Annotated in this window: 25 protein-coding genes, 1 tRNA gene and 1 riboswitch; of the genes, 17 read left to right on the top strand and 9 right to left on the bottom strand. The window is 65.2% G+C overall.

All coding sequences use genetic code 11. The annotated features are described in order from the left end of the window. Window positions 1-64 precede the first annotated feature (64 nt). Window positions 65-1003 (bottom strand): crotonase/enoyl-CoA hydratase family protein, encoded by a 939-nt coding sequence (locus tag WKW77_RS00455; protein WP_340354861.1) that lies wholly within the window; start codon window positions 1001-1003, stop codon window positions 65-67. Window positions 1004-1220: 217 nt separating this feature from the next. Between WKW77_RS00455 and WKW77_RS00450 the strand changes: the two genes are divergently transcribed. The 10 genes from WKW77_RS00450 (at window position 1221) to WKW77_RS00405 (ending at window position 10630) form a co-directional block, all read left to right on the top strand. Then, entirely contained in the window at window positions 1221-1424 is a 204-nt protein-coding gene (locus tag WKW77_RS00450) for a hypothetical protein (RefSeq protein WP_340354860.1), read from the top strand. A 201-nt stretch (window positions 1425-1625) separates the two neighbouring features. Next, the gene (gene trhA, locus WKW77_RS00445) at window positions 1626-2240 is read left to right on the top strand and encodes a PAQR family membrane homeostasis protein TrhA (RefSeq protein ID WP_340354859.1); all 615 of its coding nucleotides are present in this window, start codon (window positions 1626-1628) and stop codon (window positions 2238-2240) included. A gap of 262 nt (window positions 2241-2502) precedes the next feature. Continuing rightward, a complete protein-coding gene (locus WKW77_RS00440; RefSeq protein WP_340354858.1) occupies window positions 2503-4284 on the top strand; it encodes a nitrite/sulfite reductase in 1782 nt (593 codons plus the stop codon). Continuing rightward, window positions 4281-4673, top strand: coding sequence for a DUF934 domain-containing protein (locus tag WKW77_RS00435; protein WP_340354857.1), 393 nt, complete (start codon window positions 4281-4283; stop codon window positions 4671-4673). Before WKW77_RS00440 ends, WKW77_RS00435 begins: the two co-directional genes overlap by 4 nt. A 31-nt stretch (window positions 4674-4704) precedes the next feature. Further along, window positions 4705-5325, top strand: a complete 621-nt coding sequence (locus WKW77_RS00430; RefSeq protein WP_340354856.1) for a phosphoadenosine phosphosulfate reductase domain-containing protein — start codon at window positions 4705-4707, stop codon at window positions 5323-5325. Window positions 5326-5369: 44 nt separating this feature from the next. Next, window positions 5370-6323, top strand: coding sequence for a sulfate adenylyltransferase subunit CysD (cysD, locus tag WKW77_RS00425; RefSeq protein ID WP_340354855.1), 954 nt, complete (start codon window positions 5370-5372; stop codon window positions 6321-6323). Beyond that, the gene (locus WKW77_RS00420) at window positions 6323-7651 is read left to right on the top strand and encodes a sulfate adenylyltransferase subunit 1 (protein WP_340354854.1); all 1329 of its coding nucleotides are present in this window, start codon (window positions 6323-6325) and stop codon (window positions 7649-7651) included. Before cysD ends, WKW77_RS00420 begins: the two co-directional genes overlap by 1 nt. Before the next feature lie 40 nt (window positions 7652-7691). After that, window positions 7692-8021 carry a ferredoxin FdxA gene (fdxA, locus tag WKW77_RS00415; RefSeq protein ID WP_340354853.1) on the top strand — a complete coding sequence of 110 codons (330 nt, stop codon included), beginning with the start codon at window positions 7692-7694 and terminating at the stop codon, window positions 8019-8021. Then, window positions 7979-9049, top strand: a complete 1071-nt coding sequence (locus WKW77_RS00410) for an NAD(P)/FAD-dependent oxidoreductase (RefSeq protein WP_340354852.1) — start codon at window positions 7979-7981, stop codon at window positions 9047-9049. Before fdxA ends, WKW77_RS00410 begins: the two co-directional genes overlap by 43 nt. Window positions 9050-9110: 61 nt before the next feature. Continuing rightward, window positions 9111-9218, top strand: a riboswitch (TPP riboswitch). Window positions 9219-9292: 74 nt separating this feature from the next. Next, the gene (locus WKW77_RS00405) at window positions 9293-10630 is read left to right on the top strand and encodes a purine-cytosine permease family protein (protein WP_340354851.1); all 1338 of its coding nucleotides are present in this window, start codon (window positions 9293-9295) and stop codon (window positions 10628-10630) included. Here the strand turns inward: WKW77_RS00405 and thiD are convergent. Next, complete coding sequence (gene thiD, locus WKW77_RS00400; protein WP_340354850.1) at window positions 10575-11420, bottom strand: bifunctional hydroxymethylpyrimidine kinase/phosphomethylpyrimidine kinase; 846 nt, start codon at window positions 11418-11420, stop codon at window positions 10575-10577. The genes WKW77_RS00405 and thiD overlap by 56 nt on opposite strands. A 44-nt stretch (window positions 11421-11464) precedes the next feature. Between thiD and WKW77_RS00395 the strand changes: the two genes are divergently transcribed. The 6 genes from WKW77_RS00395 to WKW77_RS00370 all read left to right on the top strand — a co-directional run bounded on the left by WKW77_RS00395 (window position 11465) and on the right by WKW77_RS00370 (window position 15033). Further along, the gene (locus WKW77_RS00395) at window positions 11465-12580 is read left to right on the top strand and encodes an FAD-dependent oxidoreductase (protein ID WP_340354849.1); all 1116 of its coding nucleotides are present in this window, start codon (window positions 11465-11467) and stop codon (window positions 12578-12580) included. Continuing rightward, entirely contained in the window at window positions 12577-12774 is a 198-nt protein-coding gene (gene thiS / locus WKW77_RS00390; RefSeq protein ID WP_093158452.1) for a sulfur carrier protein ThiS, read from the top strand. The genes WKW77_RS00395 and thiS overlap by 4 nt, the downstream gene beginning before the upstream one ends. A gap of 8 nt (window positions 12775-12782) precedes the next feature. Continuing rightward, entirely contained in the window at window positions 12783-13601 is an 819-nt protein-coding gene (locus WKW77_RS00385; protein ID WP_340354848.1) for a thiazole synthase, read from the top strand. A 14-nt stretch (window positions 13602-13615) separates the two neighbouring features. Beyond that, complete coding sequence (locus WKW77_RS00380; protein ID WP_340354847.1) at window positions 13616-14545, top strand: thiamine phosphate synthase; 930 nt, start codon at window positions 13616-13618, stop codon at window positions 14543-14545. Between the two features lie 66 nt (window positions 14546-14611). Beyond that, a tRNA-Asn gene (locus WKW77_RS00375) sits at window positions 14612-14687 on the top strand. A 163-nt stretch (window positions 14688-14850) separates the two neighbouring features. Then, complete coding sequence (locus tag WKW77_RS00370) at window positions 14851-15033, top strand: DUF3606 domain-containing protein (RefSeq protein ID WP_340354846.1); 183 nt, start codon at window positions 14851-14853, stop codon at window positions 15031-15033. Window positions 15034-15064: 31 nt separating this feature from the next. Here the strand turns inward: WKW77_RS00370 and WKW77_RS00365 are convergent, their stop codons facing one another. The 4 genes from WKW77_RS00365 to WKW77_RS00350 form a co-directional block, all read right to left on the bottom strand. After that, window positions 15065-15409: a DUF1090 family protein gene (locus WKW77_RS00365; RefSeq protein WP_340354845.1), complete on the bottom strand. Its 345-nt coding sequence runs from the start codon at window positions 15407-15409 to the stop codon at window positions 15065-15067. 62 nt (window positions 15410-15471) lie between these two features. Continuing rightward, window positions 15472-16464 carry a helix-hairpin-helix domain-containing protein gene (locus tag WKW77_RS00360; RefSeq protein WP_340354844.1) on the bottom strand — a complete coding sequence of 331 codons (993 nt, stop codon included), beginning with the start codon at window positions 16462-16464 and terminating at the stop codon, window positions 15472-15474. 162 nt (window positions 16465-16626) lie between these two features. Continuing rightward, window positions 16627-17607 (bottom strand): LysR family transcriptional regulator, encoded by a 981-nt coding sequence (locus tag WKW77_RS00355; RefSeq protein WP_340354843.1) that lies wholly within the window; start codon window positions 17605-17607, stop codon window positions 16627-16629. A 78-nt stretch (window positions 17608-17685) separates the two neighbouring features. Then, window positions 17686-18072: an FHA domain-containing protein gene (locus WKW77_RS00350; RefSeq protein WP_340354842.1), complete on the bottom strand. Its 387-nt coding sequence runs from the start codon at window positions 18070-18072 to the stop codon at window positions 17686-17688. A gap of 126 nt (window positions 18073-18198) precedes the next feature. Between WKW77_RS00350 and WKW77_RS00345 the strand changes: the two genes are divergently transcribed. After that, window positions 18199-18402, top strand: coding sequence for a hypothetical protein (locus WKW77_RS00345; RefSeq protein WP_340354841.1), 204 nt, complete (start codon window positions 18199-18201; stop codon window positions 18400-18402). 18 nt (window positions 18403-18420) lie between these two features. On the opposite strand, the gene WKW77_RS00340 is transcribed toward WKW77_RS00345, so the two are convergent. The 3 genes from WKW77_RS00340 to WKW77_RS00330 form a co-directional block, all read right to left on the bottom strand. Beyond that, window positions 18421-18747, bottom strand: a complete 327-nt coding sequence (locus tag WKW77_RS00340) for a hypothetical protein (RefSeq protein WP_340354840.1) — start codon at window positions 18745-18747, stop codon at window positions 18421-18423. 141 nt (window positions 18748-18888) lie between these two features. Beyond that, complete coding sequence (locus WKW77_RS00335; protein WP_340354839.1) at window positions 18889-20376, bottom strand: DegQ family serine endoprotease; 1488 nt, start codon at window positions 20374-20376, stop codon at window positions 18889-18891. Between the two features lie 104 nt (window positions 20377-20480). Then, window positions 20481-21803 carry an ATP-binding protein gene (locus tag WKW77_RS00330; RefSeq protein ID WP_340354838.1) on the bottom strand — a complete coding sequence of 441 codons (1323 nt, stop codon included), beginning with the start codon at window positions 21801-21803 and terminating at the stop codon, window positions 20481-20483.

Raw genomic sequence — 21803 nt, 5'->3', positions numbered from 1 at the left:
ACATATGAACGTGTAGGTCCATACCGCGAAGGCGGTAGACATTTGCCCGGAGCCGCAGTGGCTGCTACGGTTTCGCGGCCGCCCCGGCCTCTGCCAGGCGAGCCTCGAGTTCGGCCACCAGCGCCCTCGCCTCGTCGCCCTCGGGAATCGGCCGACCGCTGTCGCGCCAGGCCACCGCGCTCTTGAAGCCCTCCACCTCGGCCTGCCGGCGGAACCACAGGCCCTCGGGGTTATGGCGGGTGATGCCGTCGAAGACCGTGGCGAACATCTGCGTCTGCTCCAGGCCCATCGAGAGCCAGACCTGGTTGACCACCAGCTTGTGCATCATGAGATGGGAGCGCGGCACCCCAGCGATGCGCAGCGCGAGTCGCAGCGTGGCGTCGTCCAATTCGCCAGCCGGAACCGCGAAGTTGGCGAGGCCCCAATCGGCAGCCTGTGCACCGGTGATGGTGTCGCCGGTGAACATGAGTTGCTTGGCCCGCATCGCGCCGAGCCGGTAGGTCCACATCGCGGTGGTCGGGCAGCCCCAGACGCGCGTGGGCATGTAGCCGATCTTCGCGTCGTCGGCCATCGCGAGCAGGTCGCAGCACAGCGCAATGTCGCTGCCGCCCGCGACCGCGTAGCCGTGCACCTTGGCGATGGTCGGCTTGGTGCAGCGCCAGAGCGACATGAAGTCCTCGGTGTTGCCCTTCATCGCCGCGTAGTCGAGCATCGGATCCCAGGGCGTCTTCTCCTGCCGACAGGGGTGGTCGCCGCCAGCGCGGTCGACATGGCCCTCCGCGTAGTCGCCCAGGTCGTACCCCGCGCAGAAGGCGCGGCCGGCGCCTTCGACGACGATGACATGCACCTCGTCCTCGGCCTGCGCCCAGGCGACGGCCTGCCGGATGTCCGACGGCGTGGTTTCGCCGATGGCGTTGAGCTTTTCCGGACGATTCAGCAGCAGCCGCGCGATGCGTGGATGAGCAGGGTCCTTGTCGATCACAACGGTGTTGAACACGGGCATGAGGTCTCCTTGGCCTTGATTTGGCCCGCCATTTCACTGCACGCCCGATCGGCCATGCAAGCGATGCCGCCGATCCGCTGTACGACCGGGCGCACAAGGCGGCGGTTTCGTAGGAATGGGGGCACGGGCAAATCAGTCATCGCGGCGTTGCCTGGACTGAGGGCGCCTACGTGCCCGGCGTGGCGCACGGCCTATCTTGAAGACAAAGGAGCCTGCCATGTCACTCGCACTGCCCACCCCCGATTTCGAACCCTCCGAACTGAGCCTCGCACGCCATCTCGCCGCCTTCCGCAGCCAGCAGATCGAAGCCGCGACGACCGTCCGCGAGCCGCATCCCGGCGAGGATGAGACGGACCCTGCCAGCGGCCACCCGAAGCTCGATCCGCGCCAGCTCAGCCTGGTCTTCGGCGAGCGGCGCTGATCGGGCCGCTCGACCAGAGGCCATACGCACCTCTCCGGCCGAGCTCTGCCGATCGTCAGAGGTCGCCGCGGCGCACCCTGCCGATCCGCCAGCGCCAACGGTAGATGTATGAAAACGTAAACCGGTGTCTCATGGGGTCACCGCAGTGCTTCTGCGCGCATCCGGCGCTACGGGAAGACTGCAACACCTGGGGCGAAGATCATGTACCACGGTGAACGCTTCAACGGCTACAGCCACCTGTGCGGCTTTCTTCTCGCAACCGCCGGATGCGCCACGCTGATTTCTAAGACCATCGCCGGCGACGATCCGGCCAAGACGGCCAGCGCGCTCGTGTTCGGCGTCTCGATGATGGTGCTATACGCCGCCTCGACCCTCTTCCACAGCACGCGCGGGCCGATGAAGCTGTTCTGGCAGCGGGCCGATCATTGCGCGATCTACCTGCTCATCGCGGGCAGCTACACGCCTTTCGCGCTGGTCACCCTCCATGGCCCGTGGGGATGGGCACTGCTCGCGGGCATCTGGGCCGGAGCCATCGTCGGCATCGGCCGCGAGCTGCGACCGGGCGATCCTCCGAAGCCGTCGCTGCTCATCTACCTGGGGATGGGTTGGCTCGGCGCGCTGGTGCTCGGGCCGCTGGTCGAGCGACTCGACGCTGTCGCCGTCGCGTGGGTGCTGACCGGCGCCCTGCTCTATTCGGCGGGCACGATCTTCTATGCCAATCCGCGCGGCTGGCGCCATGCGCACGGCACGTGGCACCTGTTCGTGATCGGCGGCACGCTGTGCCACTACGTCGCGGTCAACCAGTTCGTGCTCTAGTGGCGCCACGGCGAGATTCCCGACCCTAGAATTCGCCCCGATTCGCGTGCGGCCCGGCCGCGCCGGACAGCCGTCCCGGTCCAGTCCGCCTTATCCCGAATAAGCAATCAATCGCCCGCAAACCCGCATGGGGACTGGCGAATAAGCTTATCCGCATAAAGCGCGAACCAAAAAATCGTTCGTTTTCATAAGGCTCGCTTCTAAAGTTGCGGCCTCGTTGACCGGGGCCGGTGGACGCACTGCCTTCAACAACTGACACACGATGTACCAATACACAGATTTCGACCGCCAGTTCGTGCACCTGCGCGCGGCGCAATTCCGCGATCAACTCGAACGCTGGCAGACGGGCAAGCTGTCCGAGGATGAGTTCCGCCCCCTGCGCCTGCAGAACGGCTGGTATGTGCAGCGCTACGCGCCGATGCTGCGCGTCGCTGTGCCGTACGGCGAGCTGTCGAGCAAGCAGCTGCGCGTGCTCGCGAAGATCGCCCGCGAGTACGACGAGCCGGAGGCCGAGGTCTACAAGAACGCGGTGGCCACGCAGGGCAAGCTGGGCTCGCACAAGCTGCCGACGCACTACGCGCACTTCACCACCCGCCAGAACGTCCAGTACAACTGGATCCCGCTTTCCAGGTCGGCGGACGTGATGGAGCTGCTCGCTTCGGTCGACATGCACGGCATCCAGACCAGCGGCAATTGCATCCGCAACATCACGAGCGACGAACGTGCCGGCGTCGCGATCGACGAAGTGGCCGATCCGCGCCCCTACGCCGAAATCATGCGCCAGTGGAGCACGCTGCACCCCGAGTTCGCCTTCCTGCCGCGCAAGTTCAAGATCGCGATCACCGGCGCCGCCGAAGACCGCGCCGCGACCGGCTGGCATGACGTGGGCCTGCGTCTCGTCAAGAACGACAAGGGCGAAATCGGCTTCCGCGTGCAGGTGGGCGGCGGCATGGGCCGCACCCCGATCGTCGGCACCGTGCTGCGCGAATTCCTGCCGTGGAACCAGATCATGAATTACCTCGAAGCGGTGATCCGGGTCTACAACCGCTACGGCCGCCGCGACAACATCTACAAGGCGCGCATCAAGATCCTCGTGAAGGCCGAAGGACAGGTCTATATCGACGACGTCGAGGCCGAGTACAACCAGATCATCGAACACGACGGCGCGCCGCACACCATCTCGCAGGCCGAGCTGGACCGCGTGAAGGCCTCCTTCGTACCGCCCACGCTCGCCACCCGCGTGTTCCGCAGCGCCGAGGAAACCGACGCCGAGTTGCGCGCGCAAGCCGCCGACGACGTGATGTTCGCGCGCTGGCTGGCCCGCAATGTCGCACCGCACAAGAACCCGGCCCTGCGCGCGGTGACGCTGTCGTTCAAGCGCCGCCTGCAGGCGCCCGGCGATGCGTCGGCCGATCAGCTGGAAGCCGTTGCCACACTGGCCGACCGCTTCAGCGCCGGCGAGGCCCGCGTGACGCACGACCAGAACGTGCTGCTGCCGTGGGTGCATGCCGAAGACCTGCACGCGTTGTGGCTCGCCGCCCGCGAAGCCGGCTTCGCGAGCGCCAATGTGCACCTGCTCACGGACATGATCGCGTGCCCCGGCGGCGACTTCTGCGCGCTGGCGAATGCACGCTCGATCCCGATCGCCGAAGCGATCACCGAGCGCTACCAGGACCTGGACGAACTCGACGACCTCGGCGAGATCGACCTGCACATCAGCGGCTGCATCAACTCGTGCGGCCACCACCACAGCGGCCACATCGGCATCCTCGGCGTCGACAAGGACGGCAAGGAGTGGTATCAGGTCACGCTCGGCGGCTCCGACGGCTCGGACCTCAGCGGTCCGGCGCAGGCCGGCAAGGTCGTGGGCCCGTCGTTCTCGGCGGCCGAAGTGCCCGGCGTGATCGAAGCGGTGCTCAACACCTACCGCGACACGCGCGAATCCGGCGAATCGTTCATCGACGCATTGCGTCGCCTGGGCATCGAGCCCTTCAAGACCGCCGCCAACGCGGCACGTTTCAAGGTCGAGGAGGCCGCAGCGTGAACAAGACCCTGAAGATCCTTGCAGCCGAAGAACACGTCGACAACGGCGAGCCGAACGTCCTGCAACTGGCGAACGACGCCGACCCGCTCGCGATCGAGGTGTGCCTCGACGACGTGGAACGCATCGACCTCGACTTCCCGAAGTTCACCGATGGCCGCGCCTATAGCCAGGCCTACCTGCTGCGCCGCCGCCTCGGCTTCAAGGGCGACATCCGCGCCACGGGCGATGTGCTGATCGACCAGCTCGTCCAGATGCAGCGCACGGGTTTCTCCAGCGCAGTGCTGAAGGAAGGCGTGGACGCCACGGCGGCACAACGCCAGTTCGACCGCTTCGCGGCCTACTACCAGGGCGATGCGGTGGACACCGCCCCGCTGTTCACACGCGCCTGAGCGGCCCGGCCTTCATCGGAATCCTCGTCAAATGAGCATCGATCTCGCACAAGTCAACGCCAAGTTCGGCCACAACGCCGAAGGTCTCGTGGACTGGGCCGTCGGCCTGGGCCAGTCGGCGATCATCACCACCAACTTCCGGCCCTTCGAGGCCGTGATCCTGCACATGGTCACGCGCGCCAAGCCCGACGTGCCGGTGGTCTGGATGGACAACGGCTACAACACCGAAGCCACCTACCGCTTCGCCGACGAAGTGACGAAGCTGCTCGATCTGGATCTGCGCATCTTCGTGCCCCGGCGCTCGCGCGCGCATCGCGAAGCGGTGGAAGGCCCGACGCCGGCGCTCGACGATCCGCGCCACGCCGCCTTCACTGAAGAAGTGAAGCTGGAGCCCTTCGCCCGCGCGCTGCGCGAGATGGCGCCGAAGGTCTGGTTCACCGCACTGCGTGCCACGGACACTGCGGTGCGCGCGCAGATGGACCCCGTCAGCATCAATCCCGATGGCCTGATCAAGGTCGCACCGCTGCTTCATTGGTCGTCCAAGGACCTGTACGAGTACTGCCAGAAGCACGGCCTGCCGAACAACTTCGACTACGTGGATCCGACCAAGGGCGAGGACAACCGGGAGTGCGGGCTGCACCTCGCGCACTGAAGCTCACACCGCCACCGAACAATTTTTCCGAGCGCTCCATCCCCATGAATGCCCGTACCGAACACGAACTGCTGCAAACCACTTCGCAGTCGCTCGCGCGCCTGTCCAACACGCACCTCGATGCGCTCGAAGAAGAGACCATCTTCATCCTGCGCGAAGTTGCAGCCTCCTTCGAGCGCCCCACGCTGCTGTTCTCCGGCGGCAAGGATTCGCTGGTGCTGCTGAAGTGCGCTGAGAAGGCCTTCGGCGTCGGCCGCATTCCGTATCCGCTCCTGATGATCGACACGGGCCACAACTTCCCCGAAGTGACGGACTTCCGTGACCAGCGCGCCAGGGAACTGGGCGCCGAGCTGATCGTGCGCAGCGTCGAGGATTCGATGAAGCGCGGCACGGTACGGCTGGCGCATCCGGGCGAATCGCGCAATGTGCACCAATCGGTGACCTTGCTCGAAGCCATCGAGGAATTCCGCTTCGACGCGCTGATCGGTGGCGCGCGCCGGGACGAGGAAAAGGCCCGCGCCAAGGAGCGCATCTTTTCGCACCGCGACAGCTTCGGCCAGTGGCAGCCCAAGGATCAGCGCCCCGAGCTGTGGACGCTGTTCAACACCCGGCTCGCACCGGGCGAGCACTTCCGCGTGTTCCCGATCTCCAACTGGACCGAGCTCGACGTGTGGCAGTACATCGAGCGCGAGCAGATCGCCCTGCCCTCGATCTACTACACCCACAAGCGTGAAGTGGTCGAGCGCCGCGGCCTCCTGGTGCCGGTGACCGAACTCACCCCGCCGCGCGACGATGAAAAGGTCGAAGTGCGCGACGTGCGCTTCCGAACCGTGGGCGACATCACCTGCACCTGCCCGGTGGAAAGCCTCGCGGCCGATGCGGCCGACGTCGTGGTCGAGACGCTGGCCGCCGACGTGAGCGAGCGCGGTGCAACCCGCATGGACGACAAAACCTCTGAAGCTTCGATGGAGAAGCGCAAGAAGGATGGTTACTTCTGATGAACGCGACGACGACGATGAACAAGGTTGAAGCTGAAACCGGCGCCGCGCTGCGCTTCATCACCTGCGGCAGCGTGGACGACGGCAAGAGCACGCTGATCGGCCGCCTGCTGGTGGACAGCAAGACGGTGCTGCAGGACCAGTTGGCCGGCGTGCAGCGAGGCGGCGAAGTCGATCTGGCACTGCTCACCGACGGCCTTTCGGCCGAGCGCGAGCAAGGCATCACGATCGACGTGGCGTACCGCTACTTCTCGACCGCGCACCGCAAGTTCGTGATCGGCGACGCGCCGGGCCATGAGCAGTACACCCGCAACATGGTCACGGCCGCGTCGAGCGCCGATGCCGCCGTGGTGCTGGTCGACGCGACCAAGCTGCCCTGGGCCGCCGAAGTCGGCGACGGCGAAGTCGTGAAGCGCGAACTGCTGCCGCAGACGCGCCGCCATACCCTGCTGTGCCATCTGCTGCGCGTGCAGTCGATCGTGTTCGCGGTCAACAAGCTCGACGCGATCGACGACGCCGAACTCGCGTTCGAGCGCATTTCCGCTGCGCTCGCGAACTTCGCCGAAGCCGCGGGCGTGCAGGTCGCCGCGACCGTGCCGATCTCGGCGCTCAAGGGCTGGAACGTGGCTTCCCGACACGCCAACTGGGCAGGCTACGAAGGCCCGAGCCTGCTCGAACTGCTCGAATCGCTGCCGGTCACCGCGCAGGACGAGGCCGTTCCCTTTGCCTTCCCGGTCCAGTGGGTCGAGAAGTTCTCGGCATCGGCCGATACCTCGCGCGGCCGCCGCGTGTTCTGGGGCCGCGTCGCCAGCGGCCACGTCGAGCCCGGCCAGCGCATCACGGTGCTGCCCGGCAATCAGACCGCCACCGTCGCGCAGGTGCTGAGCCACACCCGCCAGCCCAAGACCGTGCATGCGGGCCACAGCGCCGGCATCGTGCTCGATCGCGAACTCGATGTGTCACGCGGCGACTGGCTGCTGGAACCGGGCGCGTTCGAGCCGCAGCGCGAGATCACCGCGACCATCGCATGGCTCGACGACGAGCCGCTGGTGGCGGGCCGCGTCTACTGGGCGCTGCAGGGTCATCGCTGGGTGAAGGCCAAGGTCGCGCGCATCGTCGACCGGGTCAACATCACCACGCTCGAATCCGAGCCGGCAGACCAGCTCGAAGCCAATGCGATCGGCGACGTGGTGCTCAGCCTGCAGCAGCCGCTCGCGGTGCTGCCGTTCACGCAATCGCGTGCGCTGGGCTCGCTGATCCTGGTCGATACCGCCTCGCACCGGACCTCCGCAGCCGTGCTCGTGCAGCCCTCTGTCACAAACGCCTAAAATTCGGGGTTTTCCCGATCACACACTCGTCCAGCTCACCATGACCCACGTCGTCTCCGAAGCCTGCATCCGCTGCAAATACACCGACTGCGTCGACGTATGCCCGGTCGATTGCTTCCGCGAGGGGCCGAACATGCTGGTGATCGACCCGGACGAATGCATCGATTGCGCCGTCTGCATCCCCGAATGCCCGGTCAACGCGATCTACGCCGAGGAAGACCTCCCGGCCGACCAGCTCGCCTTCATCAAGCTCAACGCCGAGTTGGCCCTGGCCGACGGCTGGAAGAGCATCACCAAGCGCAAGCCGGCGCTGCCCGACGCTGAAGAGTGGAAGGACAAGACCGGCAAGATCTCGGAGCTGGTGCGCTGAGCACGGCACCCGCCCCGATCGAAACCGACGCGCTGATCATCGGCGCCGGACCGGTCGGGCTGTTCCAGGCCTTCCAGCTGGGCCTGCTCGAAGTTTCCTGTCACATCGTCGACGCACTGCCCCGCGCTGGCGGCCAGTGCGTCGAGCTGTATGGCGACAAGCCGATCTACGACATTCCCGGCACGCCGAAGACCACCGGGCGCGGCCTGGTGGAATCGCTGCTGGAGCAGGTCGCACCTTTCAAGCCCCGGTTCCACCTCGGCGAGCAGATCGAAACGCTCGCGCGGCAGGATGACGGACGGATTCTGCTGGCGACCCATCGCGGCAAGCGCTTTCTGGCCAGGACGGTTTTCATCGCGGCCGGGGTCGGCGCCTTCGTACCCAAGCGGATCGCTGTCGAGGGCATCGAGCGGCTGGAGGGCACGAAGCTCTTCTACCACCCCGACAGTGAAGCGCTCGGCCGCTTCACCGGGCAGACGGTCGTGGTCAACGGCGGCGACGAAGCAGCGGTCGAAACCGCACTGGCGCTCGCGTCCGTTGCGAAGCAGGTCACGCTCGTCCACCGGCGCGATGTCTTCCAGGGCGACGAGGCCACCGTCGCCATGCTGCGTCGGCGCGTCGCGGAGGGCTCGATCCGGCTTGCCATCGGCCAGCCTTCCGCCGTCGACGATGCGGGCTTGAAGCTCATCACGCCGGAGGCACAGAACCTCTTCCTACCTTTCGACGCGATCGTCGGGTGCCTCGGCATCTCCCCCCGCCTCGGACCGATCGCCCACTGGGGCCTCGAACTGGTCCGCAAGCAGATCCCCGTCGACACCGAGAAGTACGAGACGCGCGAACGCGGCATCTTCGCGATCGGCGATATCAACACCTACCCGGGCAAGAAGAAGCTGATCGTCTGCGGCTTCCACGAGGCCACGCTGGCCGCTTGGGGCGCGACGGCGATTGTCTTTCCCGACAAATCGATTCCGCTGCAGTACACGACTACGAGCACCCGCCTGCACGAGCTGCTCGGCGTGAAGCACTGACCGCCGCCCTCGCGTACGCGCCGCGCCACGGGCCTACAATCCATCCTGCTTCGCCAGACTGAAGCAACGCTAGGGGTGCCGGCCCATCGTTCATCGATGAGTCGGCTGAGAGAGTCCCTTTGAACCTGACTGAGGTAATCCTCGCGCAGGGAAGCTGGTCCGGCGGCCGCACGTTTTCTCGCGTGCCGGATCCGTCGCCGTGGCCTCGCCCACCTGCCAAACAATTTGCACTGGAGCAAATGGATGGCAAACACCGACAACACCGAGGCGCCCTTGGGCGCCAATGAAGCGCTCACGCCGCTTCGCGAAGCCGGACGCGTTTTCCGGTGGCACGACCACATGGCGCTCTGGTTCAGCCTGGGGGTCGGCCTGCTGGTCATGCAGGTCGGCGCCTTCCTCGTACCGGCGGTCGGCACACGCGATGCCGCGGTGGCGATCGTGCTGGGCTCGTGCATCGGCGCGGGCCTGCTGGCCTGGACCGCCCGCATCGGCTGCGAGAGCGGCCTCGCCAGCGCAGGGCTCATGCATGCCACCTACGGCAGCGCATTCGCCCGACTGCCGGTGATCCTGAACATCGTCCAGCTGATCGGCTGGACCACCTTCGAGATCGTCATCATGCGCGAAGGCACACAGGCCATCGGCAAGCAGGCGTTCGGCTGGTCGCTGGACGGCAGCATCGGCACGGTGATCACCACGCTGGTCTGGGGTGCGGTGCTGCTGGCCCTTCTCGCCGGCTCGATGGTGAAGCTCGTGCGGCGCTTCGTCAGCCGGTTCGGGCTGCCGCTCGTGATCCTGTCGCTGGTGTGGCTGAGCTGGCAGTTCGCTGCGCGCCTCCATGCAAAGGGGCTCGAAGCGTTCTGGTCACGCCCCGGCGATGGAAGCATGGGCATGTTCGGCGCACTGGACCTGGTGATCGCGATGCCCGTCTCGTGGCTGCCGCTCGTTGCCGACTACGCCCGCCACGGCAAACGCAGCAGGAGCGGTCTGGGTGGCGCGTTCGGCGGCACCTGGCTCGGCTATGCCGTCGCGAACGTCTGGTGCTATGCGCTCGGCGTGATGGTCGTCAGCGTGGCGGAACCGGGCACCGACATGCTCGCTGCCCTGTTGCTCGCGCAGGGCGGGCTGGTGGCGTTGGGGTTGATCCTGGTCGACGAGCTAGACAATGCCTACGGCGATGTCTACTCGGGCTCCGTCTCTTCGCACAGCCTGTTCCCGCAATGGAGCATCCGCCGCTGGGGACTGATGCTCGCCGCGATGTGCATCGCCCTCGCGCTGGTGCTCCCGATGCACTCGCTGGAGCCGTTCCTGCTGCTGTTGAGCTCGGTCTTCGTGCCACTCTACGGCGTGATCCTCGGGCGGCTGGGCGTCAGCGTCAGCGTCAATGCGATCGATGCGCGGCGCGTGGACATCGCCGCGGCAGCCATCTGGATCGGCGGTATCGCGATCTACCACTCGTGCGCCGCGTGGGTGCCTCAGTGGGGTTCCGCGCTGCCGACCCTCGCGGTCACCTTCGTGCTGGCCTGGGTCACGCGCCCGTCGCCGGCAGGCGGAACGTCGGCACTGGCGCAAACCCGTGGTTGAGGGGGCCATGTCCGCTTCCAACTTTCACGTCCGCGCCCGCCGCCATCGCGGCAACGACGTAGTTGCGCGCGCGCTCGACCGCCTGTGCGAGGTCGTAGCCGAGCGCCAGGTGCGACGCAATGGCAGACGACAGCGTGCACCCGGTGCCGTGCAGATTGCGGCTCACGATGCGCGTCGAAGCCAGCTGCAGGCGGTCCCCATTGGATTGCGCGAGCAGATCGACCACGTCCTCCCCAGGCAGATGACCGCCCTTGAGAAGAACCGCGCTGGCGCCCAGGGCAAGCAGCTCGCTCGCCGCGTCGTCCAGTGCGTCGACGCTGTCGATCGCATGGCCGATCAGCAGCGCGGCCTCGTCCAGATTGGGCGTGACCACCATCGCGCGTGGGAACAGCTCGCGCACCAGCACCTGCACCGTTTCGGCGGCGATGAGCCGGTCGCCGCTCGTGGCGACCATCACGGGATCCAGAACCACGTTGGGCAGCTTGTAGTGGTCGATTGCCCAGGCGACGACTTCGACGACTTCGGGCGCGTGCAGCATGCCGAGCTTGACCGCGTCCACGCCGATGTCCTCGACGACGGCCTGGATCTGCGCCTTGAGGAACTCGGGAGGGACGCCGTGGATGCCCGAGACACCCAGCGTGTTCTGCGCGGTCAGCGCCGTGATGGCGGTCATGCCGTAGCAGCCAAGGGCCGCAAAGGTCTTGAGGTCCGCCTGGATGCCGGCGCCGCCGCCGCTGTCGGAGCCCGCGATCGAGAGCACACGGGCGTAGCGGGAGAATGCATGGGTCATGATGAAAATTATCGGCCACGCCGTACGTGTCGCGTGAGGGATCGATGACCAGCCGTATCGAATTTCCTTTCCGCCATGCCGCGATCCTTGGTGCCGGCCTCATGGGGCGTCTTCTCGCACTGACGCTGGCTCAGGCCGGCTGCAAGGTGGATCTCTACGAAGCCGGCGGCCCGGACGCGAACGGTGCGGCGGCCCGCGTGGCTGCCGCGATGCTGGCGCCCTTGGCCGAGTCCGCCGTGGCGCCGCCTTCGGTCGTCCGGATGGGGCACTACGCGCTTTCGCGCTGGCCCGCGCTGATCGCGTCGCTCGACAGGCCCGTGTTCTTTCAACGCGAAGGCACGCTGGTGCTCTGGCATCGTCAGGACGCTTCCGAAGCGGCACGGCTGGCCCGTGTGCTGACGGGAACGAACGATGCCGTCCCCGAACTGCCGGCCATGCAGAAGCTGGATGCGGCCGCCATCGATGCCCTGGAACCATCGCTCGGCCGTCGGTTCGCGCAAGGACTGCTGCTGCCGGACGAAGGCCAGCTCGACAACCGCGAGCTGCTCGCAGCGCTTCTCGCCACGCTGCAGGCCATGCCGCAGGTCCGCCTGCACTGGGATTCGCCGCGCACGCTCGATGAGTTCAGGCCAGGCGAGGCCGGGCAGCCCGACCGCGTTATCGACTGCCGCGGCCTCGGCGCGCGCCCTGAATGGAGCGCCCTGCGTGGGGTGCGCGGCGAAGTGATCCGCGTGCATGCGCCGGAGGTCACGCTGCATCGGCCCACGCGGCTGGTGCATCCGCGCTATCCGCTCTACATCGCGCCGAAGCCCGGCAGCGTGTTCGTGATCGGCGCCACCGAGATCGAATCGGACGACATGTCGCCCGCGAGCGTGCGTTCGACGCTCGAACTCCTGAGTGCTGCGTACGCAGTGCACAGCGGTTTTGCCGAAGCGCGCATCATCGAGATCGCGACGCAGTGCCGCCCCACCCTGCCCGACAACCTGCCTGCCGTGCGGCAGCCCCGGCCCGGCGTCATGCAGATCAACGGCCTCTACAGGCACGGCTTCATGATCGCGCCGGCGGTGCTCGACGTGGCGGTGGAACTGCTCGCGACCGGGCATTCATCCCTCGCGAGCCGATTCGACCTGGCGTCCGGCCTGGAAGAAATCCTCCCATGAACATCCTGATCAACGACATTCCTCACACGCTGCCGCCGGAAGCGAAGCTCGCCGATGCGCTGCGCCTCATCAATGCCACGCCGCCGTTCGCCGCGGCGGTGAATCGCCAGTTCGTGCCCCGCTCCCACTATGAATCGCATGCGCTGCAGACTGACGATCGCATCGAAGTCATCCGACCGGTCACCGGGGGCTGAGAAGAACCATGACACATCCAAACGACAGCGACACGCTCGTTCTCTACGGACAGCGCTTTCAAAGCCGCCTTCTGCTCGGCACGGCGCGCTACCCCTCGCCCGATGTTCTCGAGGCCGCGGTACGGCGCGCCAAGCCCGCGATGCTGACCGCGTCATTGCGCAGGCAGACCGCAACGCCGAACGGGCCGGGCACCGACAACGGCTTCTGGGAGCTGATGAAGCGCCTCGATGTGCCGATGCTTCCCAACACCGCCGGCTGCCACAGCGTGCAGGAAGTGATCGCCACTGCGCAGATGGCGCGCGAGCTTTTCGAGACGCCGTGGATCAAGCTCGAACTGATCGGCGACGACTACACCCTGCAGCCGGACACCCTGAACCTCGTCGATGCCGCCTCGCGACTGATCCGCGACGGCTTTCAGGTGCTGCCCTATTGCACCGAAGACCTCGTGCTGTGCCAGCGGCTGGTCGACGTCGGCTGCCAGGCGGTGATGCCGTGGGCAGCGCCGATCGGCACCGGGCGCGGACCCGTCAATCCCTACGCATTGCAGGTGCTGCGCGAACGTCTCGATGTTCCGCTGCTCGTCGATGCCGGGCTGGGCCTGCCCTCTCACGCATGCCAGGTCATGGAGTGGGGATTCGACGGCGTGCTGCTCAATACCGCGGTGGCACTGGCGCAGGACCCGGTCGCCATGGCAGGCGCGTTCGCGGATGCCGTGCAGGCCGGCCGCGGGGCGCACCTCGCGGGCGCCATGGCCGCGCAGGAGTCCGCACAGCCGAGCACCCCCGTGCTGGGCACGCCGTTCTGGCATCACGCTTCCACGCAATGAACACATCGAACGCGATGACTGAACTTGACACACCCGACGTGATTGCGCGATCCATCGTCGCGGCACACGCCTCGCGCTTCGGCGAGTTCGCCGGCGACGCTGCCTCTTTCTCGTCGGAAGATCCCATCTATCGCGGCGCCAAGCAGGCATGCACCACACTCGGATTCATCGACATCGATGCCGAATGCCTCGCGCGGGCCTGGCAGGCACAGACCCAACGCGCTGGAAGGTTCGACGCTAACGCATGGCCCGAACATCCAGCCGACTTCGGCATGCGGCCGTTTCCTCCGGGAGTTCGGGAAGACGCATTCCCACCCTGCCCGGAGAAGCTCGGTCTCTATGCGGTGCTGCCGGATGCGCAGTGGGTCGGTCGCATGGCGCGCGCGGGCGTTCCCACCGTTCAGCTGCGTTTCAAGTCGAGCGATGACCAGGCGATTGCGCGCGAAGTGAGCGCGGCAGTCCGGGCGGTCCAGGGCACCGGCAGCCTGCTCTTCATCAACGATCACTGGCGTGCGGCCATCGAGGCGCAAGCCTACGGCTTGCACCTCGGGCAGGAAGACCTCGATGCGCTGACACCCGAGGCCCTGAAGACCATCCGCGCCTCCGGCATCCGCCTCGGCGTGAGCACGCACGGCTACGCGGAAATGGTCCGCGCCGACGCGGTGAGCCCGAGCTACATCGCGATGGGTGCGATCTATCCCACCACGCTCAAGCAGATGGCCACCGCGCCGCAAGGCGTTGCGCGGCTCGCAGCCTATGCACGGCTGATGCGCGGCTATCCGCAAGTCGGCATAGGCGGTGTCGACGTCGCACGCATGCCCGAAGTGTTGGACACCGGCGTCGGCTCGGTCGCGGTGGTTCGCGCGCTGGTCGCCGACCCGGATCCCGAAGCTGCAGCGGCTAAACTCATGCGCATCGTCGCCGACCCGGCGAACGCACGATAAAGAACTTCAAAGATTTTTTCATGCCTTCGGGAAGGCCAAAAAAAGACGCTATAATTTAAGTCTTGTTCCTCGATAGCTCAGTCGGTAGAGCGCCGGACTGTTAATCCGTAGGTCCCTGGTTCGAGCCCAGGTCGAGGAGCCACTACAAGCCGCAAGGCCTCTGGAATGCCCCGCTATCCAAACGATGGCGGGGCATTTTCTTTTGGTGGTCTTTGCCGGCCATCAATGCATTTCGACGCATCGGACTTGAAGTCGCCGCGCTCCCCTCCTATAAGACTTGCTTGGGGAATCGTGAAGGAGCAGACATGTCTGTCGATATGAACCACTTCAAGCCGCTGGATCCCGGACGGATCAATACGCTGGACCCTGTCGAGTTGCAGTACTGGTGCCGGGAACTGCATTGCACCGAAGCGCAATTGCACGACGCCATCAGCCACGTCGGCGATCACGTCACCGCGGTACGTGATCGGCTGTCTTCGAAGAAATGACGTAGCGGACAGCGACAGTCGTCTCGCGCTTTTATTTCTTCTTCTCGGAAACAAGCCGCCGCAGCTCGTCTTCGGCGCTGGCGAGGTCGAGCCGGAGCTGCATGATCACGTTCTTCTGTCGCATCACGCGGGCTTCGTGCGTATCCCTGGACGCGATTTCATCGCAGCGAGCACGCAGCGCGTCCAGCGACTCCTGAAGTTGCCGGCGGCGCAGCATCTGTCCTCTGGAACGCGCATCCCTCATGTCCTTTTCGAGGGCCGCCTGCTGGGCATAGCAATCGGCCTCCGTCTTTTTCGATGGTTCCGGCTGGGCGTTCGCCGGCAGCGAAACGAGCAGGCTCATCGCCAGAGAAGCAAGGCACAGGTGCAGTTTCATGGGTTGGTTCGGGTCATCGGATGCGACATGTTGCACCAAGTCCCCGCATCGAGGAACCGGATTCAGCCTGCCGTGGCCGACACCCCACGGCGATAGGGCTGAGGCGTGACATAAGCGCCAAGGAAGCCCACCACGCGCTCGGCGGTGACTCGGCCGATTCCCCTGAATGAGGCAACGTCACCGCGCGAGGCCGCGACGCGCAGGGCTCCGAGGGTATGAATTCCGCACGCCCCCAGGGAGTCGACGGACGTGCCGAGCCAAGGGCGCAATTCCCCGATCGGTGTTTCCGGCGCCGTTGGAATCGACAGTTCCTTGGTCGAGGCCAAGCCATGTCGCCACAGTTCGATCGGGGCCGCAGAACCGGCAAACGGGCGGTCCGTCAGCATCAGCAGATCGTAGATCTCGCGCGCCTCGCGCTTGCCGTAGTTCTCGCACAGCACGAGCAGCGGAAGGCGGCGCAGGTCGCCCACCATGTCATGGCCATTCGCCAAGGCGCGGCTCAAGGTGGATGAACGCAGACCCAACGCCGACACCGGCGCGGAATCTTCAAGGTTGCGCAATGCAAGCGCACGCGCCTCGTAGGGAAGCGCGAGCACGGCCTTGCTCTGCTCGCGCGCACGCTCTTCCGTATTCGGATTCGGAAGGAAATCCAGCCCGACGCGCGCCAGGATCTCCCTCAGACGTCCCACGGTCTTGGCGCCGATCGCCTCTTCCTGCAACAACTCCTGCTCGCTGATCGCGGAGAGATCTTCGATGCAGAAGATGCTCAGTTCTCTCAATGCTTCACGCGCACTCGCGCGAACGGAAATCTCGTCGATCGGCGTGTCGGGCTTCAGCTGAATCGGTGTATCGAGTCTCTGCGGCCCCTTGGGTCGCCAGTTGAATGAAGAGAATACGAAGGGCGAATCGACAGGAATGAGGTGTTCCCGCAGCGCGATGGCATGCTGGCGCTTCGCTTCGACAATGCCTGCACGCAATGCGCCAAGGCATGACAGCAACTCTCCGTCTGGCAGTTGCGCCAGATCGTCAACGGATCGGATGGTTCGATTTGACACAAGGACCTCTCTGAATCGTGCAGCCGCGCGTGCCGTCGAGGCTCGGATACAACACACAAACGACTTCAGCGGGTACGCGAACAGCGACTCGCCGCCAAGTTCCGGCGGTGGCTAAGTATTGAGAGTCACCGATCAGATGTCCATGCCGATAGCGAATGATCGCTATGCACGTATCGAATTTTCTTGCTTCACGACCTGATCGAAGGAGTACACATTGTCGTGATCGAGACTTTTCACGACCTGATCACGAAACCACATGTGCGCGGCATGGCGATGTGTCCGGTCGTGCCATGACAAATAGATATCAAGGGGAGGCACTTCGATCGGCATCTGAATCTCGATCAGATCCATGTGCGAACGAAAGCGCGTCAACAGCAACTCGGGAAGGAGCGCCACCATGTCGGAGCTTCCAACCAGTTGGGGCGCGGTCAGATAGTTGGGCGTGACGTAACGGCTGTTGCGACTGACATCATGCTTTTCGAGCGCCACGTCGACGATTTCACCGAAACAGGTCACGGTATTCGGCTTGATGACGAGGTGCTCGAGCGCCGCGAATTCCTCTATGCTGAGTTTCTTTCCCGCGGCCCGATGCCCTGCCCTGGCTGCACAGACGATCCTGTCCTTGAACAATGGACGATGACGAAGATCGTGGAGCGCCGACGGCAGTATTCCGATTGCAAAATCGACTTCGCCGGTTTCGAGCACCTTGGTGAATTGCGACGGATGAACTGGATGTCGAACCGAGACGCCAATGCCCGGAAATGCGGCACCGAGGTGCCGCAGCAGGCGTTCCATGAAGATCGCCTCCATGTAGTCCGAAACGACCATCCGGAATTCGTGCCGGGTCACGGTGGGATCGAAAGCCGTTGCATTACCGAGCAGCCGCTCCATTTCCTGAAGGATTCGGTCGGCGAATTCGCGCAGTTGAACGGCCTTGGCCGTGGGAATGAGGCCGCTGCCGCCTTTGACGAGGATGGGGTCATTGGTGACTGCGCGCAACTGGCTCATTGCCCGGCTCATGGCAGGTTGACTGATCAACAACGCATCGGCTGCGCGTGAAACATGCGAATGGTCGACCAACGCGACCAGGCACTTCAAGAGGTGGAAGTTCAGCTCGCCACTGTCGTTACGTTTTTGTCGCATGTGCCCCCCTTTGGCGTCAGCGAGAGATTCGCCCGCCAAAAGTATCACACTGCGCCTGTGGAGCCCTCAGCGGCCGCTTCAAGACTCGGGCTTGACACCGAGTTTGATGAGGTCGATTTCGTCCAATCTGCCCGGGATCGTCACCAGTCGAAGCGCTTGCGCCTCGCCGATAGGCCCGCTGTTTCCGAGAAATCGGATTTGGTAGCTGCCGATCTTGATTTCATCGCCATTGTTCAAGGCGACCGATTGCCGGCGCTCGCCATTCACGTAGGTTCCGTTGTGACTATGGAGGTCACGGATCGTCATCGCGGCGCCGACCATCTCGAACACTGCGTGCGACCGGCTGACCAGTTGGTTGTCGAGCACGAGGTCGCTAGCGTCCGATCGCCCAATTACGAATGGGGTGGTGGTGATGGTGACCTGCCGCGCGGATCCGTTTTTCTGCAGCACGATGAGTCTTGGCATTCTTCAGTCCCTTTCGCTGGTGCTTGCCTCACACCAATCCTCCGACCTTCCGGAGTATGCCGCCTGGACGATCATTGCCCCATTAGAGAGATTCCCGACACAGCCGGCCTCGCGTAATTTCGGTGAATGCAACAGATCGCCGTGCTGGCAACCCGATTTCGGAGCGCGTTTTCTTCGCCGTTCGTGCGTCGGCCGCGAAAGCCTGAATGCATCCGGACCCCGCAGCCCCTGATCGTGCTGCGCGGGGTTTCGCAAAGGGAGACCATCCGCTCGCGCGCCGCCAAGGTGATCGCAGTGACGGCGATCGATTTCGGCATCGGCCTTCGTTAGGACCCGCGTGCCGAAGAATTACAGCGCCGGGTGATCGGTGGTCGAGAACATGCAGGAGTCGGGGCCGTCCGGCAAGGACATCGGATCTTCCGCGGATCCGCCGGTTTCTCCGAAGCCGACTGCATTGACCGGTTTTCCGAACGGCGCGAGCCCTTGAAGGACGCGAAGGGCCGAGGCGCCTTGAATCAGCGCTTCGGAGTAGTCGGGCAGCCCCTGGGTCGACGAATCGATGGGGCGATAGCCCAGGCACTCCTCGGACTCGGCCTGCACCGGCTCCATCAGGACCCAATGAAACTCATTGGGTTCCAGTTCGAGAACGGTCAGAGCAATATCGCGAAGTGCCATAGGGAAATCTCTTATTCAGTTGTTTCACGAATTGTTACAGCTGCAAGAAACTTCGACCAAGGCACTTTTGCACATCGGGCCGTACGAGGGGCCGCGAACCGGAACAAAGTCTCAAAGGACCCCGGCTCGCGAACCGCACGATCAGCCCAGGCGGACCGGCACGAAGATCTTGTCGCCGTCGCGCTGGATGAGCAACGCGACGGACTTGTCGGACTTCGCCACCGCTTCGCGAACCTGCTCGATGTTCTTCGCGGGCGTGCCGTTGATGGCCAGCAGCACGTCGCCGCTCTGAACGCCTGCCATGGCGGCAGGCCCCCCCACATTCACGATCAACAGACCACCCTCGACCGATGCTTGGCGCTGCTCCTCGGGCTGGAGCGGACGCAATGCAAGACCCAGCTTGCCCTGCGATGCGCCATCCTCGTTCTTGGCGACCGTCGCAGTCTTCTCGGCTGCATCGCCCAGCTTCGCGGTGAGTTCCTCACGCGATCCCTGGCGCCACACCTCGAGCGTGACCTTGCTGCCCGGCTTCTTCTGCCCGATCAGGGCCGGAAGATCACCTGAGGCCACGATCGGATCGCCATCGACCTTGCGGATCACGTCGCCCGAGCGCAGGCCGGCCTGGTCCGCGGGACTGCCCTTCTCCACGTTCGACACCAGGGCGCCTTCCGGCTTGTCGAGCTTGAAGGAGTCGGCGAAGGTCTGATTGACCTCCTGCACCGCCACGCCAAGACGGGCGTGGCTGGCCTTGCCGGTGGCGACGATCTGGTCCTTGATCTGGATCGCCACATCGATGGGGATCGCGAACGAAACGCCCTGGTAGCCGCCGCTGCGGCTGTAGATCTGCGAATTGATGCCGACCACCTCGCCGCGCGTGTTGATCAGCGGACCGCCGGAGTTGCCGGGGTTCACCGCCACGTCGGTCTGAATGAACGGCACGTAGCTGTCGTCCGGCAGCGTGCGGCCCTTGGCGCTGACGACGCCCGCAGTCACGGTGTTCTCGAAGCCGAAAGGCGAACCGATTGCCAGCACCCATTCGCCGACCTTCAGATCCTTGGTCTTGCCCATGGACAGCGTCGGCAGGTTCTTCGCATCGATCTTGATGACCGCGACATCGGTCTTCGGATCGGAGCCCAGCACCTTCGCGCGGAACTCGCGGCGGTCGGTCAGCTTGACGGTCACTTCCGTCGCATCCTTCACGACGTGTGCATTGGTCAGGATGATGCCGTCAGCGCTCACGATGAAGCCGGAGCCCTGGCCGCGCACCGGCACCTCGCGCTGCTGCTGTTGCTTGCCGCGCGGCATGCCCTGGCCCTGGAAACGTCGGAAGAAGTCGTACATCGGATCATCCGGGTCCATGCCGGGGATGCCCTGCGGGCTTTCTGCGGCAGCGGTCTTGGTGGTTCCGACGACGCTGATGTTGACCACCGCCGGTCCGGTCTGGGCGGTGACGGTGGAGAAATCGGGCATGGAAACCAGCGGCGCGGACGGCGCAGCCGCGGCTGCGGCCGGCTGGGCGGACGCGACTGCGTTCGCGCTGGTGTACGCGCCGGTGGCGGCCGCGCCGATCACGCCGGCGGCCGCCAGCGAAAGGACGAGCGCGCGGGGCGAAGTCAGACTTTTCTTCATTTGAGATCCTTTCGAGGTTTTGGGAATCGACGAAAGGAATGTCGTGGCTCCCGCTTAAGCCCGACTTAAACACGCACGCATGCGCGATATACCGCGACGCCGGTTCAGGCCGGGGGCCGAAAGCGCACCACCACGCGAAGCCCGCCAAGTGACTCCGAGCGTTCCAGTTTCACGGCCGCGCCATGCAGGTCGGCAATCGACTTCACGATGGCCAGCCCGAGCCCGCTGCCGGGAGCCTGTGGTTCGCCGGATCGATAGAAGCGATCCAGCACCCGTTCGCGCTCCGGGGCGTCGATGCCCGGACCGTTGTCGTCCACACTCAGTTCTGCGCCATCTGGGAGCGCGGCGATGTTCACGTCCACCCGCCCGCCCTCCGGCGTGTACTTGATGGCGTTGTCGAGCAGATTGCGAAGCAGCATCCGGAGTGCCTCCGGCTGTCCCGCCACCTTCACCGGATCGGCCTGCACGATGCCGACGTCGATATGCCGGGCCTGCGCGCCCGCGATCGCGTCGGAGATCGCAAGACGCGCGACCTCGGACAGACTGACCTCTTCACGTTCGGCGCCCGAAGCGGCACTGGCTTCGTGGCGCGCGAGCGCGAGCATCTGCTCGACGAGCCGACTCGCACGATCGATGCCCGCAGCGAGACGCGCCACTGCAAGCTCGCGGGTGGGTTCCTCGGTTGCACGCTGCAAACCCTGCACCTGAAGCTTCAGCGCAGCGAGAGGTGAACGCAGTTCGTGCGCCGCATCGGCGACGAAATGCTTCTGGGCTTCGAAGGCCTTCTGGACGCGGGCGAACAGCAGGTTGAGTTCATGGACCAGCGGTCGGACTTCCTCGGGAAGATCGCTCTCGCTCAGCGGGGAGAGGTCGTCCGCCTGCCGCTCCGCAACCTGTCGCCGCACCCGCGCCACCGGCGCGAGTGAAAAGCTGACCACCCACCAGACCACCAGCATGAGCAGCGGCGCCGCCAGCGCGATCGGCCCCACGGTGCGCAGCGCGAGCGAGCCGGCCATCCGCCGACGCGCCGCCATGTCCTGCGCGACCTGGATCACCAGCGGGCCGGCCTGCATCGAAAACACCCGATAGGTGGTTCCGCGAGCCTGGACATTCGAGAAGCCGAGCACCGCACGCTGCGGCAGCGCCGGGTGCGACGCGGACTGGAAGATCAGCAGGCCGTCCGCCGTCCAGACCTGGACGATGAACTCGAAGTTCTCCTCCCCTGTCCCGAGATTCCCGAGCCCGCCGACCGTGGCACTCGGCGGCAACCCCGCGCGCAGCGACAGCGCCATCTGCTGCATGTGGTGGTCGAAGATGTCGTCGGCCTCTTCCAGCACCGTGCGATAGGCCACGAACGCCTGGATACCGGCGGCCACCACGATCGTGGCCAGGAGGAACCACAACAGGCGCGCACGCAGGGATTTCAT

The organism is Variovorax ureilyticus (assembly GCF_037889935.1).
Lineage (GTDB): Bacteria > Pseudomonadota > Gammaproteobacteria > Burkholderiales > Burkholderiaceae_C > Variovorax > Variovorax ureilyticus.
This window is presented reverse-complemented; position numbering and strand designations above follow the sequence as displayed.